Source organism: Actinoplanes auranticolor, from assembly GCF_018332655.1.
In the GTDB taxonomy this organism is placed as follows: domain Bacteria; phylum Actinomycetota; class Actinomycetes; order Mycobacteriales; family Micromonosporaceae; genus Actinoplanes; species Actinoplanes auranticolor.
The window spans coordinates 92,288-109,296 of sequence record NZ_BOQL01000017.1; the positions used below are offsets into that span (position 1 = coordinate 92,288).

Below are 17,009 nucleotides of genomic sequence, written 5' to 3' on the forward strand. Positions count from 1 at the left end.
TTGCCGCCGCGTCGTGACCGCCGGTGACCGGATCGCACATCCGGTCCCCGGACGGTCAGCGCGGCGCGACGTACGATGCGGTGCATGGGGGCCGCCGAGGTCGTGGAGTTGCCGGGGTGGGCGACGCTGCTGCGTGCGCCCAACGCCGGGCCGATGACGCTGGACGGCACCAACACCTGGGTGTTGCGTGCCCCCGGGGCCGAGCACGGGGTCGTCATCGATCCCGGACCGCTGCGCGAGGGACATCTCGCCCGGATCGCCGAACACGGACCGTTCCTGTTCATTCTCGTCACGCACGGTCATCAAGACCATGTGGAGGGTGCCGCGCGCCTCTCCGGGCTGCTGGGCGGCACACCCGTTCTGGCGGCGGATCCGAAGCACGGCGTGCTCGCCGGGCCGGTGGGCCGCGACGAGCTGCTCGGTGGCGACGGGCTGGAGATCCAGGTGCTGGACACCCCCGGCCACACCCGTGACTCGATCTGCTTCCTGGTGGAGTGCGGTGGCGAGCGGGTCGTCTTCACCGGTGACACCATCCTGGGACGCGGCACGACCGTGGTGGCGTGGCCGGACGGCGACCTGGCGGCGTACCTGACGAGTCTGGAGCGGCTGGCGGCGTACGAGGGTGTGCGAATGCTTCCCGGGCACGGGCCGGCGCGGCCGGACTGCGCCGCGGTGGCCCGGGCCTATCTGACCCACCGGCAGGAGCGGCTCGGCCAGGTCCGCGCCGCGATCGCGGCCGGGGCCGATTCGGCCGAGGCGATCGTCGACGTCGTCTACCCGGACATCGCACCAAGAGTCCGTTTCGCGGCGATCTGGTCGGCGCGCGCGCAACTCGAATACCTGAGGCGGGAATCACAGCCCGCCCCGGAACAGTTGGACCCGCTGTGACCTGTCCTGTGTGTGGAACCGTCGCCGTTCCCGGTGCCCGTTTCTGCCACAACTGTGGTGCCGCCCTGCCCGCCGCGGCGACACTGCCCGCGGCCGAGCGGCGGATCGTCACCGTGCTCTTCGGCGACCTCTCCGACTTCACGTCCTGGTCGGAGGACCTGGACCCGGAACGCGTCGGCGCGGTCACCGACCGGGTGCTCGCCGCGCTGGCCGGTGCGGTCAAGACCTTCGGCGGGCACGTCGACAAGCTCACCGGCGACGGGATCATGGCCGTCTTCGGCGCGCCGGTCGCCCACGAGGACGACGCCGAGCGCGCGGTCCGGGCCGCCCTGAGCATGCAGCGCGCGGTCCGCCGCGTGCTGGACGACGAGCGGGGCGGCGGCGCGCCGCTGGGCCTGCGCGTCGGGCTCAACACCGGCGAGGTGGTCGCCGGCATCCAGGCCTCGATCGAGTACACGGTCATCGGCGACACGGTGAACACTGCCGCCCGGCTGGCCGACGCCGCGGCGGTCGGTGCGGTCTACGCGGGGTCGCGCACCTCGGCCGGCACCCGGCACGTCGCCTCCTGGCGGCAGTTGCGGGCGCTGCGGCTGAAGGGCAAGCGCGAGCCGGTGCCGGCGTACGAGCTGCTCGGTCTGCACGACGCGCCCGGCACCCGCTCGGGTCTCGGCGACGAGGCACCGTTCGTGGGCCGCGAGACCGAGCTGGGCCGGGTCTCCGGCCGGCTGGCCGAGGTCATCGACTCGGGCACGCCCCGGGTGATGGTGATGACGGCCGAGGCCGGTATCGGCAAGACCCGGTTCGCGGGCGAGGTCAAGCGGCTGGCAGCCGGTTACGACGTCGGCGCGGGCCGTTTCGCCACCCACACCGGGGCCCGGGTGCTGCGGGCGCGGTGCCGCGCGTTCGGTGAGCGCCGCCGGTTCGCGCCGCTGGCCGACCTCGTGCGCAAGTCCGTCGGCCTGCCCAAGGACGTGGCCGCGACGATGAACCGCACGGTGGTCGAGGAGCGGCTGCGCAAGCTCGTCGCCCGGCTCAGCCGCGACGGTGGGACTCTCGACCTGGACATCGACCGCCTGCTGGCCCTGCTCGGCTACGGCGAGGCCGTGGCCAACCCGGTGGGCCCGGCCGCGGTCGCGGAGTACCAGCCCACCGGAGGCGCCCGCCCGGAGACCGAGACCATCCCGGTCGCGGTCGCCGGCCTGCTCAGCGCCCTGGCCCGGGAGGCGCCGCTGGTCGTGATCGTCGACGATCTGCACGACGCGACCGCCGAGACCATCGACGCGCTCGGCGCGGTGCTGTCGCGGCTCGAGGGGCCGGTCGTGCTGCTGCTGCTCGGCCGCCCGGAGCTGGTCCGCACCGCGGGCGCGCTGACCCGGCTGGCCGACGCGGAGATCCACACCCTGCCGCCGCTGCGCGGGGCCGACGCGTCCCGGCTGCTCACCTCCTATCTCAACGGCGGCAAGCTGGCGCCGGCCGACGCCGACCGGCTGCTCGCCACCGCCCAGGGCAACCCGTTCTACCTGGCCGAGCTGGTCACGCTGCTGATGGAGCGCGGCGCGCTGATGCCCGCGGTGGGCGCGAACGCCGCCGGCAAGTGGCAGCTGGCCGACGGGTCGATGGGCAGCCAGCTGCTCTCCCGCGACCTCGCGGCGGTCCTCGCCGCCCGCATCGACGCGCTGCCGACCGAGCCGCGCTCGGTCCTGCGTGACGCCGCCGTCGTCGGTGACACCGTGCCCACCGGCGTCATCGAGGCCCTGCGGGAGCGGCGTGCACCGGCCGACGCCCGGCCGGGTGCGGTGGCCGCCGTCGAGCTGGAACGAGCCATCGACGAGCTGCTGCAACGGCGCATGCTGCACCGCGTCCGCGGCGGGTACGCGTTCAGCACCCCGCTGATGCGCGAGGCCGCGTACGCCGGGCTGGGCAAGGCCGACCTGGCCGACCGGCACGCGTACCTGGCGCGATGGGCTGCGCCCGAGACCGTGACGGCGCTCGGCTACGACGGCGCCGGCCGCCTCAGTCTGGGGGAGAACGAGCGCGACGCCTTCGTCGCCACCCACGCCGAGTGTGCGGTCGAGCTGGCCGACGCGGTCCGGCTGCGCCCCGACGCGACGGCCCGGGAGGTGGCCCCGCTGGGCGTCGCCGCCCTGGGCCGGATGGCCCGCCGCGCGCTGGCCAACATCGAACCGGCCGCCTCGATCGCGTACGCGGAACGGGCCGCCGCCATCGCCAAGGACGGCCTGCCGCTCTCCGACCAGCTGGTGCACGCCCGCGCGCTGCTGCGCCTGGGCCGGGCCAACGAGGCGCTGACCTACGGCGAGAAGATCGCCGGGAGCGCCGACGAGGAGCCGGTGTGCCGGGCCGAGGCGCTGCTGGTCGTCGGCCGGGCGCAGGAGGCGCTGGGCGACACCTCCCGGGCCGTCGCGGCCTGGCAGCAGGCGCTGGAGGTGGCGACCGAGGCCGAGCTGGCCCCGGAACGCGCCAACGCGATGCGCCGGCTGGGCATGGCCGACTTCCTGGCCGGCAAGCTGAGCCAGGCGAGCAGCCGGTTCGCGGCCGCGTACCAGGTCACGCTGACCGCCGGGGACCGGCACGGGCAGGCCTGGGCGCTGCAGAATCTGGCCTGGGTGACCACCACCCGGGGTGACTTCGCGGGTACGGACGCGGTGCTCGGCCGGGCCGCCCGCCTTTTCGCCGAGCTGGGTGACCCGGTGGGCCGCTCCTGGCTGCGCGGCACCACGGCGTTCGCCCGGTTGCTGGCCGGGCGCCTGCACGAGTCGCGCCGGCTGGCCCGGATCTTCCTGCCCTTCGGCGACCGGGTCGGCGAGGGCTGGGCGGTCGGCACGCTGCGCGCGGTCGAGGCGTACGCGGCAGCCGAGCTCGGTGACCTGGCCGAGGCGGACGGTGAGGCCCGCCGGGCGTACCGGGAGTTCGCCGCTGTCTCCGACGACTGGGGGCGCGGGCTGGCCCTGGTCGTGCGCGGGGCCATCGCCCGCGGCCTCAACGAGCCCGAGCACGCCGAGGACCTGCTCACGGACGCGCTCGCGTACGCCGACAAGACCGGCCACCCGTTGCTGCTCGGCATGGCCGGCACCCTGCGCGGCTTCGTGGCGCTGCAGCGCGGCGACGTGGAGGCGGCCGAGGCGGACGCCCGCCGGGTGATGACCGCGGTGGAGCCGCACAATCCGCTCGCGCCGGCCCAGGTCGGGCCGCGGGTGCTGCTCGCCGAGGCGCGACTGCGGGCCGGCGACGCCGCCACCGCGGTCGGGCTGCTCGCGCCGATCGCCAGTGACACCGGTGGCTCCCTGCTCTTCTCCCGCCGGCACGCGCTCGCGTCGTACGCGTCCGCCCTGCTCGCCGACGGTCACGTCGAGGCGGCGGCGACCTGGATCCGGCGCGCCCGGGAGGTGCCGGCGGAGGACGTGCGCAGCGGAGTGGTCGCGGCGATGGTCCTCGCCCGGGTGAACGCGGCGGCCGGCTCGCTGGAGCTCGCGCGGGCGGCGGCGGACGAAGCGGTGCTGCTGGCGTACTCCTCGGAACAGGTCAGTGAACGGGTGGCGGCGGAGGAACTGAGGGATGCATTGGCACATTCCATCGTGGAACCGCCGGAATCTGTCGCGTACGCGTCTGACGTGCCGGGATGAACCCGGCGCCCGGTCGCGTATTTTCTAACCCGTGACCGACAACCCGCCTGGCCGCCTCCCCGCGCCGTACGTGCCTGGCATGTCCGGCTTGACGGTTATGGCACGCGGTGGGTACGCCACCGTCTACCGCGCGACCCAGGATTCCGTCGGTCGTGACGTCGCCATCAAGGTCGAGAACAGAACGCTGGACAACGCCCGGGACCAGGCCCGCTTCCTGCGCGAGGCCAAGGCGGCCGGGCGGATGTCCTCACACCCGCACGTCGTGGACCTCTTCGACGTCGGGGTGACCGTCGACCAGCACCCGTACCTGATCATGGAACTCTGCGACGGGTCGTACCTGGACCGGATGCGGGTGTCCCCGCTGACCGCGGCCGAGGCCCGCGACCTGGGCGTGAAGATCGCGGACGCGCTGGTGCACTCGCACGCCAACGGGGTGCTGCACCGCGACGTCAAGCCGGCCAACATCCTGTACTCGCATTTCAACCCGGCCGTGCTCGCCGACTTCGGGCTGGCCGTGCTCGGCGAGATGCGCGACTCGTCGGTCACCCTCGAGGTGCTCACCCCGGCGTACGCCCCGCCCGAGATGTTCTCGCACGCCGAGCCGTCCGGCGCGGTCGACGTGTACGCGCTGTGCGCCACCCTCTACGCCGTGATGCGCGGCCGGCCGCCGCGCTGGGAGTCCGACCGCAGTCCCAGCCTGATCACCCTGATGGACCTGTTCGACCAGCCCATCCCGGAGCTGCCGGGCGTGCCCCGGGCGCTCACCGAGATCCTGCGGTACGGCATGGCCAACGACCCCCGGGCCCGGCCCACCGCGGAGCAGTTGCGGGAGATGCTCGGCGGCCTGCACCTGAGTCCCGGCAGCCACCAGGTCCCGCCGACGGTCTACCGCGCGTCGACGTTCCAGCCGCCGGAGCCGCGGCCGATGCCCCGCAACCCGCGGCCGGTGCCCCCGGTGTCGCCGACCCGGGAGGTGCACGCGGCCGACGAGACGCCGACCGTGCACACCGAGGGCCGCAAGCGGGCCAAGCGCAAGTGGCTCTTCGGCGGCTTCGGTGTGTTCCTGCTGATCGCGACCTCGCTGGGCGGCGCCTGGCTGGCGTCCGCGCACGGCCCGAAGGTGCGGTCGTTCGCCACCCGGCTGGCCGCCCCGGCGACCTCCACCGTGCCCGCGGCGCTGTCCCGGCTCCCCGGCTGTGCCGCTGCCACCGCCCACTGTCCCGAGCAGGTGGAGTGCTACACCCGGCGGGCCGACGGCGGCCGAACCGCCCGCAAGGTCTCGTGCACCCGGCCGCACAGCTGGGAGGTCTTCGCGATCGGGCGGCTGCCGTCCGGTGTGGAGCCCCACGACCGGGACGCGGTCACCACCGACCCGATCGTGCGCAAGGTGTGCAGCACGGCGACCTTCCGCCGGACCACGACCCGCACAGACAGCACCGAGTGGGCGTTGTCGGTGCTGCCGCCGACCAGCACCGACCGCACCTTCCGCTGCCTGGCCGGTCAGGGCCTGGACCAGCTCCGCGGGCCGGTGCTGGCCCGCGGCTGAAGCTCCTCACTCAGGGTCGAGCACTGCCAGCAGCTCGCCGGTGTCGACCTCGGCGCCCGGCTGCACCGGCAGCGAGGCCACCACGCCGGCCGATGGCGCGTGCACCGGGTGCTCCAGTTTCATCGCCTCCAGCGTCAGCAGCAGCTCACCGGCGCGCACCCGCTGACCCGGCACCACCAGGACCCGGCGCACCGCACCGGGCAGCGGGGCGATCAGCGAGCCCTCGGTGGTCTCCGGGGCCGGCAGCGGGAAACGGGACAGCTCACGCAGCGTCACCGAGCCCTCCGGGCTGTCCACGTAGGAGATGTCACCCACCCGGTGCACCTTGAGGCTCAGCCGGATGCCGTTGACGTCCAGGTCGACGCGGCCGCCGTCGGCGTGCACCACCACCGTGGGCGGGTGGTCGTCGAGCGTCGGGGCCTGACCCAGGCCCGCCAGGTCCAGCTCCTCGGGGTCCACCGCGCGGACCCACCAGCCGGCCAGCTCGCCGTGCCGGTTCATCCGGTAGCCGACCTCGACCGGGCCGGCCGGGCCGTCGTACACGGCGGTCTGCGAGCCGGAGGGGACGTTGCGCCAGCCCGACGGCAGGGACTGCAGCACCGGGGCGGTCGCCCGCCGGGCCGCGGCACCCGCCAGTGCGGCGGCCAGGCAGGAGATGCGCACCGCGTCCACCGAGGACAGCAGCGGGGCGAAGACCTCCGGATGCCGGTCCAGGAACCCGGTGTCCACGTCGCCGATCCGGAACGCCTGGTGCCGCAGCACCCGCACCAGCAGGTCCCGGTTGGAGACCACGCCGTGCAGCTGGGTCCGGGTCAGCGCCGACGCGAGCATCCGCGCCGCCTCCTGCCGGGTCGGGGCCCAGGCGACCAGCTTGGCCAGGGTGGAGTCGTGGAACACGCCGACCACGGTGCCGTCCATCACGCCGGCGTCCAGGCGCAGGCCGGGCTGGGGCAGCGGGCGGAACGAGCCGGCCACGTCCGGGACGGCGAAGCGGTGCAGCGTGCCGGAGGCGGGCAGCCAGGCGTACGCGGGGTCCTCGGCGCAGATGCGTACCTCGATGGCGTGCCCGCGGATCGGCGGCGGACCGGGCATCGGCAGGCTGCCGCCCTCGGCCACCAGCAGTTGCAGGCGGACCAGGTCGTAGCCGGACACACACTCGGTGACCGCGTGCTCGACCTGCAGGGTGGGGGTCAGCTCCAGGAACCAGAAGTCGCCGTGCTCGTCGAGCAGGAACTCCACCGCGCCGGCGCCGACGAAGCCGATGGCCCGTACCGCGATGATCGCGGCCCGGCACAGCTCCTCGCGCAGCGCGGGATCGACCGCCGGGGACGGCGTCTCCTCGATGATCTTCTGGTAGCGACGTTGCACCGAGCACTCGCGCTCGCCGAACGGCACCACAGCCCCGTGCGCGTCCGCGATGATCGGCACCTCGATGTGCCGCACGTTCTCCACGTACGGCTCGCAGAACACCGTGTCGCCGGTCTCCTGGCGGGTCGAGGAGATCGCCTCGGCCAGCGTCACCGGGTCGCGGACCACCCGCATGCCCTGCCCGCCCTGGCCGGTCGCCGGCTTGATCAGCACCGGGAAGTCGGTGATCTCGGCCGGGTCGGTCAGCGTCGGCAGCACCGGCACCCCGGCCTCCGCCACCATGGCCTTGGTCTCGATCTTGTCCTGCACCGTGCCCAGCGTCTTGGCCGGCGGGCCGACCCAGATCATCCCGGCGTCGGCGACCTCGGCGGCGAACCCGGGGTCCTCGGCCAGCCCGCCGTCACCCGGATGGATGGCGTTCACGCCGGCCCGCTTGGCCGCCGCGATGATCAGGTCACCCCGCAGGTACGTCGACTCCGCGGTGTTGCCGGACAGATGGACGGCGTAGTCGGCCTCGGTGACATGCGGCGCGTCGGCGTCGGCATCGGAGTAGACGGCGACCGTCTCGATACCGACCAGGCGGCAGGTGGCGAAGACCCGGCGGGCGATCTCACCGCGGTTGGCCACCAGAAGACGTCGGATCACTGGTCTACCTTTCAGGGACTTCAGGGTCGGAAGACGCCGACGTGCTCGGCGCCCTCGACAGCCGCGCTGTGCACGGCGGACAGGCAGAGACCGAGCACCGTACGGGTGTCGCGCGGATCGATGACGCCGTCGTCGGGCAGCTTCCCGAGCGGGGGTGAACCGTCCGCGGGCCGTTCCACCGGCCAGCTGAACAGGAACCGCGGCTCGTACGCGCGGCCGTAGATGCCGCCCGACTCCTCGGCGGGCCGGGCCCCGATCATCAGGGTCAGGTGCGGCACGGTCGACTTGGCGACGGCGTGCACCAGCGGGGCACCGTGGCGCACGTCCGCGGCCTCGTGGGCCTCGGCGGCCGGCGCGCCGGTGTACTGCACGAACAGCAGGGACGTGGCCGTCGCGTTGGCGAGCTGGATGAAGTGCACGGCCTTCTGGGTCTCGGCCGGTGAGAAGGCCCCGCCCAGGTTGGCCAGCACGCCGATCGGGTAGCCGTGCAGCTCGCCCCAGCCGGTGACCAGCGCGGTGCCCTGGGTCGGCTTGAACTCGTCGAAGTCGCTGCCGTCGAGGATCCGGGCCAGCACCTCGCGCGGCTCGAACACCGTCGCCGGGTCGGCCCCGGCCATGCTCAGCAGGTCCTCGGCGTCGTACTTGGGCGGGTTGGGCGGGAAGCAGCGCGGCGCCGGGCCGCGCTTGCGCCAGTTGAACCGCCGGACGCACTGGCGGGCCAGGCGCAGCCCGTCGCGCTCGTCCTCGGCCAGCTGGTCCGCCGGTCCGGTGACCCCGGCCGGGACCGTGGGCGCGCTGCGCACCTCGGGCGCGGGCCGGCCGTTGGCGCCGGCCGCGCGCACCGGCTGCGGGTGGATGGTGAGCATCTTGGCGTGCCCGCGCACCATGATCGTGTAGTCGGAGAGGGCGGGCAGGTAGGCGGCGTCGCCGGTCGTCGCGCCGAAGACCACGCAGACCGTCGGGACCCGGTCGGCGGTGAGCTGGCTCAGGTCGCGGGCGATGGCCCCGCCCGGCGGCGGGCCCGCCGGGGCGGCCGCGCCCGTGGACTCCACGAGGTTGACCAGCGGCAGGCGGTTGACCGAGGCGATCCGGGCGGCCCGCCGGATCTTCTCCACCGTGTACGGGTTGACCGCGCCTCCGTCCACCGTGGGGTCATTGGCGATGACCACGCACTCGACGCCCTCGACCACGCCGATGCCGGTGACCACGCTGGCGCCGATCGGGAACTCCGAGCCCCAGGCCGCGACCGGGGACAACTCCAGGAACGGGCTGTCCTGGTCGAGCAGCATCTCGACGCGCTCGCGGGGCAGCAGCTTGCCGCGCGCGTGGTGCCGGGTCACCCACTTCTCGCCGCCGCCCGCGCGGGCCGCCTCCAGCGCCGCCTCGAGCTCCGCCAGCCGCTCCAGCATCGCGCTACGGCTCTGCAGGTAGGCCGGGTTGCGCGGGTCGATCGCGGTCTCGAGCACGGTCACGGGATCACCTCTGCCCTGCCCTGCGCTGCACGCCCGCCACCATCTTCAAAACCCCGCGCCTCTCGCCCGTGTAGTGCCTCTCGACCACCTCCGTAACGAGCGGCCGACCGGGTGCGACACGGATCATGAGAGGGCGGCTTTGTCCCCTGATCAGGTGGGTGGACACGCCGTTGAGGGGCCGCCCATCAGGACGGCCCCTCGTCGTGCTTTCGTCGCTGTGCCGGTCAGACCCGCGCGCGGCGGGCGAGCCTCTCCGGATCCAGGATGATGACGCTCTTGCCGTCCAGCCGCAGCCAGGCGCGGGACGCGAAATCCGCCAGCGCCTTGTTGACCGTCTCCCGGGAGGCGCCGACGAGCTGCGCCAGCTCCTCCTGGGTGAGGTCGTGCGTCACGCGCAGCACGCCACCGTCGCGGGTGCCGAAGCGGCCCGCCATCTGCAGCAGGTTCTTCGCCACCCGGCCGGGCACGTCGGTGAAGATCAGATCGGCCAGTGCGTCGTTCGTCCGGCGCAGCCTGCGGGCGAGCACCCGCAGCAGCTGCTCGGCGATCTCCGGCCGGTTGTTCAGCCACGGGCGCAGCGACGACTTCTTCAGCCGGGCCAGGCGCGTGTCGGTCACCGCGGTGGCCGTGGCCGTCCGCGGACCGGGGTCGAACAGGGACAGCTCACCGAGCATGTCCGACGGACCCATGATCGAGACGAGGTTCTGCCGGCCGTCCGCGGCCCGGCGACCAAGCTTGATCTTGCCGGAGAGAACGATGTAAAGGCTGTCACCCGCCTCGCCCTCATTGAAGACGACGTCGCCCTTACGGACCTCGATCGTCTCCATCTCCTTGGCGAGTGCCTCGGCAGCCTCCGGGTCAACGCCCTGGAAGATCCCGCTGCGAGCCAGTACCTCATCCATCGCTGTACCTCCGAATACGCGCTTCGCCGCGCTCGATCAGTCTAGGCGCACGCGGGCCGTAAACGGGCGGCACCCCTCGATCCAGATCTCGCAGCGTAACCGGTCGTGCCCCGGACGTCGAAAGAATCGTCGCTCTCGGTGAGCAAGGACGGGCCGTTCGTCGGTCGCCCCCGCCTGTCGGCCGACGGTATCGTCCTCGTCGATGAATTCCCACCCCCCGCCGCGCCGCCCCGGCCTGTTCGGCCGCCCCGCCCTGACCGTCACCCTCGCTGTCGCCGTGCTCGCGGGCGCCGGCCTCGGTGGCATGGCTCTGGCCGATCGGGGATCCGACACTCCCGCCCCGACCTGGCAGGCACCTCCCGCCTCCGCTGCCGCCCGGGCACAGACCTCGGCCTCGGCCGGGCAGCCCGAGCCGGAATCGGCCCCGGCCGGGGACTCGTTCACGTTCTCGGCCACCGGCGACATCATCATGGGCAGCGCGCCCAATAAGCTCCCGGCGAACGGCGGCAAGGGCTTCTTCGACTCGGTCCGTGCGGGCCTGCAGTCGGACCTGGTGATGGGCAACCTCGAACAGCCGCTCACCGGCGACACCGGCTCGTCGAAGTGCGGCAGCCCGCCCCGGGCCAACTGCTTCGCCTTCCGCTCGCCGCCGGCGTACGCCCAGCACCTGGTCGACGCCGGGTTCCAGCTGCTGAACACGGCCAACAACCACTCCAAGGACTTCGGCGCGCAGGGCTACAAGAACACGGTCCGGGCCCTGGAGAAGGCCGGGCTCGAGCACACCGGGGCCGAGGGACAGATCACCGTCGTGGAGGTCAAGGGGATCAAGGTCGCGGTGGTCGGCTTCTCCTCGTACGCGGGCGCGAACAACCTCAACGACCTCGACGCCGCCCGGACCGTGATCGAGGAGGCCGCCGGACAGAGCGACGTCGTGGTGGTGCAGGTGCACATGGGCGCCGAGGGCTCCGACAAGGTCCACGTACGGCCGGGCAACGAGTCCTTCTTCGGCGAGAACCGGGGCGACCCGATCAAGTTCTCCAAGACGGTCATCGACGCGGGCGCGGACGCAGTGGTCGGGCACGGGCCGCACGTGCTGCGCGGCATGCAGTTCTACAAGGGCAAGCTGATCGCGTACAGCCTGGGCAACTTCGCCGGTGGCGGGAAGACGCTCAGCAGCGACGGGGTCCTCAAGTACGGCGGCATCCTGCACGTGTCGCTGACCCGCGACGGTGGGTTCGCCGGCGGCAAGTTCCTGTCGACGTACCTGGACAGCACCGGCAAGCCCGTCCGGGACAGTGCGAAGGAGCGCGGCCGGGACCGGGTCCGGGAGCTCTCGGCGGACGACTTCGGTGACTCCGCCGCGACCATCGGTGAGGACGGATCCATCACGGAGCCCCGGTGACGGGTAGGTGACCCAGGGCGGTCGTGGGTGCGACGTACTCTTGCTCGCGTGAGTCGTCCCGTCGTCGCCGCCACCGCAGGTGCGGCCGTGCTCGCCCGGTCGGTCAAACGCTTCGCCGGGGAGACCCCGATCGGGCGGAAACGCCGGGCCCGCAAGATGGCCCGGCTGTTGGCCGAGACCCACCCCGACGCGCACTGCGAGCTCGACTTCAGCACCCCGCTGGAGCTGGCGGTCGCCACCATCCTGTCGGCGCAGTGCACCGACAAGAAGGTCAACGAGGTCACCCCGACGGTCTTCGCCAAGTACCGCTCGGCCACCGACTATGCCGCCGCGGACCGCGCCGAGCTCGAGGTGATCCTGCGGCCGACCGGCTTCTTCCGGGCCAAGACCGACTCGCTGATCAAGCTCGGTCAGGCGCTGCTGGAGCGGCACGACGGTGAGCTGCCCGGCCGGCTGGAGCAGCTGGTCGCGCTGCCGGGGATCGGCCGCAAGACGGCGAACGTGATCCTGGGCAACGCCTTCGACGTCCCCGGCATCACCGTCGACACGCACTTCCGCCGGCTGGTGAACCGCTTCGGCTGGGTCGACGAGGAGGACCCGGTCAAGATCGAGTTCCTGGTCGCGGACCTCATCGAGAAGCGCGACTGGACGATGCTGTCGCACCGGATCATCTTCCACGGGCGCCGGGTCTGCCACGCCCGCAAGCCCGCGTGCGGCGCCTGCACCCTGGCGACGATGTGCCCGTCGTACGGCACCGGCCCGACCGAGGCGGCCCCGGCGGCGAAGCTGCTGAAGGGCCCGCGCGCGAAGGAGCTGGCGGTCCAGGCCGGTCTCGACCCGGACCTGGTGCCGGACGCGGCCGTCATGACGCCGGAGGCCCCGTGAGCCGAGTGCGGGGCGGGCGGATGCCGGCGCGGTGGCTGACGCCGCCCCTGGCGCTGCTGCTCGCCGCGTGCACGGCCACCGAGGCGCCGCCACCGACAGCCGCCGAGGACGCCGCGTCACCTTTCACCGACTGCGCTGCCCTCACCGCGCCGCTGTTTTCCTCGGCACCCCCGTCTTCCGCGACCTCGGCTTCCTCCGCGGGGACGCCGAAGTCCGCGGCCTCGGCGTCTTCCGCGGCCCTGCCTTCCGCGGCCCTGCCTTCCGCGGCCCTGCCTTCCGCGGCCCTGCCTTCCGCGGCCCTGCCTTCCGCGGCTCTGCCGTCCGTGGGGCCGTCGGGCTCCGCGGGTCCGGCGGTGGCCGGAGCCGCTGCTGATCTACCGGATGTCTCGCTGCCGTGTTTCACCGGCGGCAGCCCGGTCCGGCTCACCGCTCTGCGCGGGCCGGCAGTGATCAACCTGTGGGGCTCGTGGTGCGGGCCGTGCCGGGAGGAGCTGCCCGTCATGCAGGCGCTGGCCGATGCCACCGCCGGCCGGCTACAGGTGATCGGCGTCGACACCCGGGACTCCCGGGACGCCGGTGCGTCGTTCGCCGCGAGCCGGGGCGTCTCGTTCCCGACTCTGTTCGACCCCGACCAGCAGCTGCTCACCGCGCTGGGCAAGGTCGCCCTGCCGGTCACCGTGTTCGTCGCCGCCGACGGCAGCCGCGAGCTCTACACCGGCGAGGCCCTCGACAAGCCCGCCCTCGGCGCCCTGGTGCGGACCCACACCGGCGTGACGGTGACCGGGTGAGCGGGCCCCGGAACGGCCTCCCCGGCTGGTGGGAGCCGCTGCTGACCCGGGTGCGGTCCGCGCGTACCGAGGATTTCACCACCATGCGCCTGCCGGCGAGCGGCGGCCGGGCCAGCGCGGTCCTGGTGCTGCTCGGCGAGCAGCAGCCGGGCGAGCCCGACCTGCTGGTGCTGCAGCGGGCCGCCACCATGCGCAACCACGCCGGGCAGGCCGCCTTCCCCGGCGGTGCGGCCGACCCCACCGACGCCGACCCGGCCGCCACCGCCCTGCGTGAGGCGAACGAGGAGGTCGGGCTCCACCCGGCCAGCGCGACCGTGCTGGCCACCCTGCCGGAGCTCTACATCCCGGTCAGCCGCTTCGTGGTCACCCCGGTGCTGGCCTGGTGGCACGCCCCGCACCCGGTCCACGTGCGGCAGCCCGCCGAGGTCGCGCACGTGGCCCGGCTGCCGGTCGCCGAGCTGGTCGACCCCGCGAACCGGATCCGGGTACGCCACCCGAGCGGCTGGGTGGGCCCGGCGTTCCAGGTGCGCGGCATGCTCGTCTGGGGCTTCACCGCGGGGGTCGTCTCGGCCCTGCTGGACATGGCCGGCTGGACCCGGCCGTGGCAGCCCGGCCGGCTCATGGAACTGCCCGACACCCCGGTCGCCGTGCCGGCCGCCTCCGACGAGGTGGTCTCGTGACCGTCACTTCTACTCTGAGCGAGTGCTTGTGGTCGATGGAATCCTGATCCTGCTCATGCTGGTCTTCGCGATCAGCGGTTACCGGCAGGGTTTCGTCATCGGTGCGTTGTCCTTCGGCGGCTTCTTCAGCGGTGTGCTGATCGGCCTGCAGGTGGGTCCGCTGATCGCCAACCAGTTCGCGGACGGCACGGTGCGACTGGTCGTCTCGCTGGTGTCGATCTTCGCGCTGGCCGTGCTCGGGCAGACCCTGGCGGGCTGGTTGGGCACCCGGCTGCGCCGCTCGATCAGCAGCCCGCCGCTGCAGCGGCTGGACGACGCCGGCGGCGCGGTGGTCTCGCTCGTCGCCGTGCTGCTGGTGGCCTGGCTGATCGCCGTACCGCTGGGGTCGACGCCGTTCCCCGGGATCAACAAGCAGGTGCGCAGCAGCGCCGTGCTCAACGGCATCAACTCGCTGATGCCGGAGCAGGCCCAGGCCCTCTCGGCCGGGCTGCGTGAATCGCTGAACACCAACGGCTTCCCGGACGTCTTCGGCGGCCTGGCCCGGACCAACGCGCGCGAGGTCGCCGCCCCGGACCCGGCGCTGGCCAAGGCCCCGGTGGTGGTCAACTCGCGCAAGTCGGTGATCAAGGTGCTGGGCACCGCGCCGAGCTGCTCGCGCCGCATCGAGGGCTCGGGCTTCGTGTACGCCGACGAGCGCGTCATGACCAACGCGCACGTGGTGGCGGGCACCCGCAATGTGCAGGTGGAGACGACGAACGACCGGCTGGACGGCAAAGTCGTGGTCTACGACCCGGAACGCGACCTGGCGGTCATCTACGTGCCGGGCCTGCGGGCACCGGTGATGCCGTTCGTGAAGAAGCCGGCCGGGACGGGTGCCAACGCGGTCGTGCTGGGCTATCCGCTGGACGGCCCGTACGACGCGCAGTCGGCCCGGGTCCGCGAGGTCAGCAACATCACCGGCCCGGACATCTACGACTCGGGCGACGTGACCCGGGAGATCTACACGATCTACGCGAAGGTCCGCAGCGGCAACTCCGGCGGCCCGCTCGTGGCCCCGAACGGCGACGTGCTCGGCGTGATCTTCGCGGCGGCGGCCGACGACCAGACGGTGGGCTTCGCCCTGACGGCGGCGGAGGCCTCGGGCACCGCGCGGCTCGGCGTCGAACGCACCCGCGGCGTCAAGACCGGCGACTGCGCCTAGTTTTCGGCGGGTGCCACGGGCTGGCGCAGGATCGTGCGGAGCTTCCCCGGGGCCACCCGGCGGGCGTCGCTGAGGTAGATCTCGTGGTGCCGGCCGACCGGGCGCAGACCCTGGGCGGGCAGGTACTCGTCGTGCAGGTAGGCCAGGATCGGGCCCTCGTCGTCGTACGAGCCGAGGTGCAGGGTCTGCAGGCAGCGACCCTCGTCGAGCTCGACGGGCCGCAGCAGCCCCTCGGGATCTCGGCCCTTGGCGTGGGCCTGCTCGATGGCCGTGGCCAGGATGCGTTCGTCGAGCCAGTCCGGCTGGCGGATCAGCATCCGCCACGACCAGCGGTCCTTCTCGCGGGTCCGGAAGGTGCTCATGTCGTCGGCCCACCACAGACCTTCGAGCGGCATGACGACGTAGTCGCGGTCCAGGTCGTTCTTGCTCAGGAACTTGGCGGCGTAGGACGCGGTGAACAACGCCTCGACGGCCTGCTGGTAGCTCGGGGAGCCTGGGCGACCGCTGCCGTCGACGGCGAGGTAGCGCATGGCGGGGACCTCGACCTCGGCGTACCTGCCGGTCGGCGAGGCGTAGAGGGCGTGCTGGTCGCGCTTGAGGTCAGTTTTGGACATCCGGGGCCTCCAGGGACTCGACGGTGCGCCGGACCCAGCCGTGCTCGGCGTCCAGCATGGCCAGGGCGTAGTCGAACAGGGCGGCGACCGCCGGTGGGGCGCCGGCGGCCTGCTGGTCGCGGTGGGCGGTCAGCCGGTCGAGCTCGGCGGTGATCGCGCGGCTGCGGGCGTGCAGGGCCGCGACGGTGGCCGCCGGTTCGAGCATCGGGGCGTTCGCCAGGCCGATCAGCACCGGTGGGTGCGGCGGGGACAGGGTCGCCAGCGCGCTGCGGGTGGCCTCGGCGGTGAGCTGCCGGCCGGTGCTGGTCGGCGTGTAGACGCGGCGTCGCTGGTCGCCCGGGCCGACCGGCGTGATGAGGCCGTCGGTCTCCAGCTTGCGCAGCAGGTAGTAGAGCGAGGAGAACGCGATGGGGGTCCATTCGCGCATGCCGCGGGCGGCGATGACCTGGTCGAGGTCGTAGCCGTGCCGGGGGCGCTCGCAGAGCAATCCCATGACGAGCAGTTCGGCGGGGGTGAGCTCGCGACCCATGCGATTACTCTAGCGCTGGAGTAAAAGTAGGGTGCCGGGTATGTCGACGCCGCACTCCGCCGATGTTCTGGCGGCTCTTCGCGATTTCGTGGCCCGTCTCGACGGGCTGGATCCGGCGGCCCCGCTGGTGGGTGAGCTGGTGGTCAGGCTCGGGGACGGGACGGAGCGGCTGCCGCTGCGGCTGCCGGTGGCCCGGGCGTTGACCGAGGCGCTGCGCGGCTACCACGACCCGCGGGACCGGGGAAGCTGTGCGCACTGTGCGACCGGCCGGCTCGACGACGACTTCGTCTGCCGCGACTGCGGGATCGTGAACGGGCTCTTCGGCCGGACGGTCGCCGCGTTCGTCGCCGCGGCACCGGAGGATCCGGAGCCGGCGCAGCCGCGCGGGATCGCACCCGCGGGACGGCCTGACGGCACCCTGGGCGACTGAAGGCGCGGCGGGAAGCGT

General features: G+C 73.2%; 14 protein-coding genes. 9 read left to right on the forward strand and 5 right to left on the reverse strand.

Annotated elements, in window-relative coordinates:
- Positions 1–75 precede the first annotated feature (75 nt).
- The 3 genes from Aau02nite_RS08845 to Aau02nite_RS08855 all read left to right on the forward strand — a co-directional run bounded on the left by Aau02nite_RS08845 (position 76) and on the right by Aau02nite_RS08855 (position 6,075).
- Complete coding sequence (locus Aau02nite_RS08845; RefSeq protein ID WP_246595005.1) at positions 76–888, forward strand: MBL fold metallo-hydrolase; 813 nt, start codon at positions 76–78, stop codon at positions 886–888.
- The gene (locus Aau02nite_RS08850; protein WP_212987825.1) at positions 885–4,529 is read left to right on the forward strand and encodes an adenylate/guanylate cyclase domain-containing protein; all 3,645 of its coding nucleotides are present in this window, start codon (positions 885–887) and stop codon (positions 4,527–4,529) included. Before Aau02nite_RS08845 ends, Aau02nite_RS08850 begins: the two co-directional genes overlap by 4 nt.
- A gap of 79 nt (positions 4,530–4,608) precedes the next feature.
- Positions 4,609–6,075 carry a serine/threonine-protein kinase gene (locus tag Aau02nite_RS08855; RefSeq protein WP_246595006.1) on the forward strand — a complete coding sequence of 489 codons (1,467 nt, stop codon included), beginning with the start codon at positions 4,609–4,611 and terminating at the stop codon, positions 6,073–6,075.
- Positions 6,076–6,081: 6 nt separating this feature from the next.
- On the opposite strand, the gene Aau02nite_RS08860 is transcribed toward Aau02nite_RS08855, so the two are convergent.
- The 3 genes from Aau02nite_RS08860 to Aau02nite_RS08870 all read right to left on the reverse strand — a co-directional run bounded on the left by Aau02nite_RS08860 (position 6,082) and on the right by Aau02nite_RS08870 (position 10,462).
- Positions 6,082–8,088, reverse strand: a complete 2,007-nt coding sequence (locus Aau02nite_RS08860; RefSeq protein WP_212987827.1) for an ATP-binding protein — start codon at positions 8,086–8,088, stop codon at positions 6,082–6,084.
- Between the two features lie 20 nt (positions 8,089–8,108).
- Entirely contained in the window at positions 8,109–9,560 is a 1,452-nt protein-coding gene (locus Aau02nite_RS08865) for a carboxyl transferase domain-containing protein (RefSeq protein ID WP_212987828.1), read from the reverse strand.
- A gap of 224 nt (positions 9,561–9,784) precedes the next feature.
- The gene (locus tag Aau02nite_RS08870; RefSeq protein ID WP_212987829.1) at positions 9,785–10,462 is read right to left on the reverse strand and encodes a Crp/Fnr family transcriptional regulator; all 678 of its coding nucleotides are present in this window, start codon (positions 10,460–10,462) and stop codon (positions 9,785–9,787) included.
- Positions 10,463–10,664: 202 nt separating this feature from the next.
- Between Aau02nite_RS08870 and Aau02nite_RS08875 the strand changes: the two genes are divergently transcribed.
- From Aau02nite_RS08875 to Aau02nite_RS08895, 5 genes are all read left to right on the forward strand, one after another.
- Positions 10,665–11,864 carry a CapA family protein gene (locus Aau02nite_RS08875; protein ID WP_212987830.1) on the forward strand — a complete coding sequence of 400 codons (1,200 nt, stop codon included), beginning with the start codon at positions 10,665–10,667 and terminating at the stop codon, positions 11,862–11,864.
- An 87-nt stretch (positions 11,865–11,951) separates the two neighbouring features.
- Positions 11,952–12,749 (forward strand): endonuclease III, encoded by a 798-nt coding sequence (gene nth, locus Aau02nite_RS08880; protein WP_281420966.1) that lies wholly within the window; start codon positions 11,952–11,954, stop codon positions 12,747–12,749.
- Positions 12,746–13,537 (forward strand): TlpA disulfide reductase family protein, encoded by a 792-nt coding sequence (locus Aau02nite_RS08885; protein WP_246595007.1) that lies wholly within the window; start codon positions 12,746–12,748, stop codon positions 13,535–13,537. Before nth ends, Aau02nite_RS08885 begins: the two co-directional genes overlap by 4 nt.
- On the forward strand, positions 13,534–14,217 hold the full coding sequence (locus Aau02nite_RS08890; protein ID WP_212987831.1) for an NUDIX hydrolase: 684 nt from the start codon (positions 13,534–13,536) through the stop codon (positions 14,215–14,217). The genes Aau02nite_RS08885 and Aau02nite_RS08890 overlap by 4 nt, the downstream gene beginning before the upstream one ends.
- 22 nt (positions 14,218–14,239) lie before the next feature.
- Positions 14,240–15,418 (forward strand): MarP family serine protease, encoded by a 1,179-nt coding sequence (locus tag Aau02nite_RS08895; RefSeq protein ID WP_212987832.1) that lies wholly within the window; start codon positions 14,240–14,242, stop codon positions 15,416–15,418.
- Here the strand turns inward: Aau02nite_RS08895 and Aau02nite_RS08900 are convergent.
- A complete protein-coding gene (locus Aau02nite_RS08900; protein WP_212987833.1) occupies positions 15,415–16,032 on the reverse strand; it encodes a GyrI-like domain-containing protein in 618 nt (205 codons plus the stop codon). The genes Aau02nite_RS08895 and Aau02nite_RS08900 overlap by 4 nt on opposite strands.
- Positions 16,019–16,561 carry a PadR family transcriptional regulator gene (locus tag Aau02nite_RS08905; RefSeq protein ID WP_212987834.1) on the reverse strand — a complete coding sequence of 181 codons (543 nt, stop codon included), beginning with the start codon at positions 16,559–16,561 and terminating at the stop codon, positions 16,019–16,021. Before Aau02nite_RS08905 ends, Aau02nite_RS08900 begins: the two co-directional genes overlap by 14 nt.
- A 40-nt stretch (positions 16,562–16,601) precedes the next feature.
- Between Aau02nite_RS08905 and Aau02nite_RS08910 the strand changes: the two genes are divergently transcribed.
- Positions 16,602–16,991, forward strand: a complete 390-nt coding sequence (locus tag Aau02nite_RS08910; protein WP_212987835.1) for a hypothetical protein — start codon at positions 16,602–16,604, stop codon at positions 16,989–16,991.
- Positions 16,992–17,009: the final 18 nt, after the last annotated feature.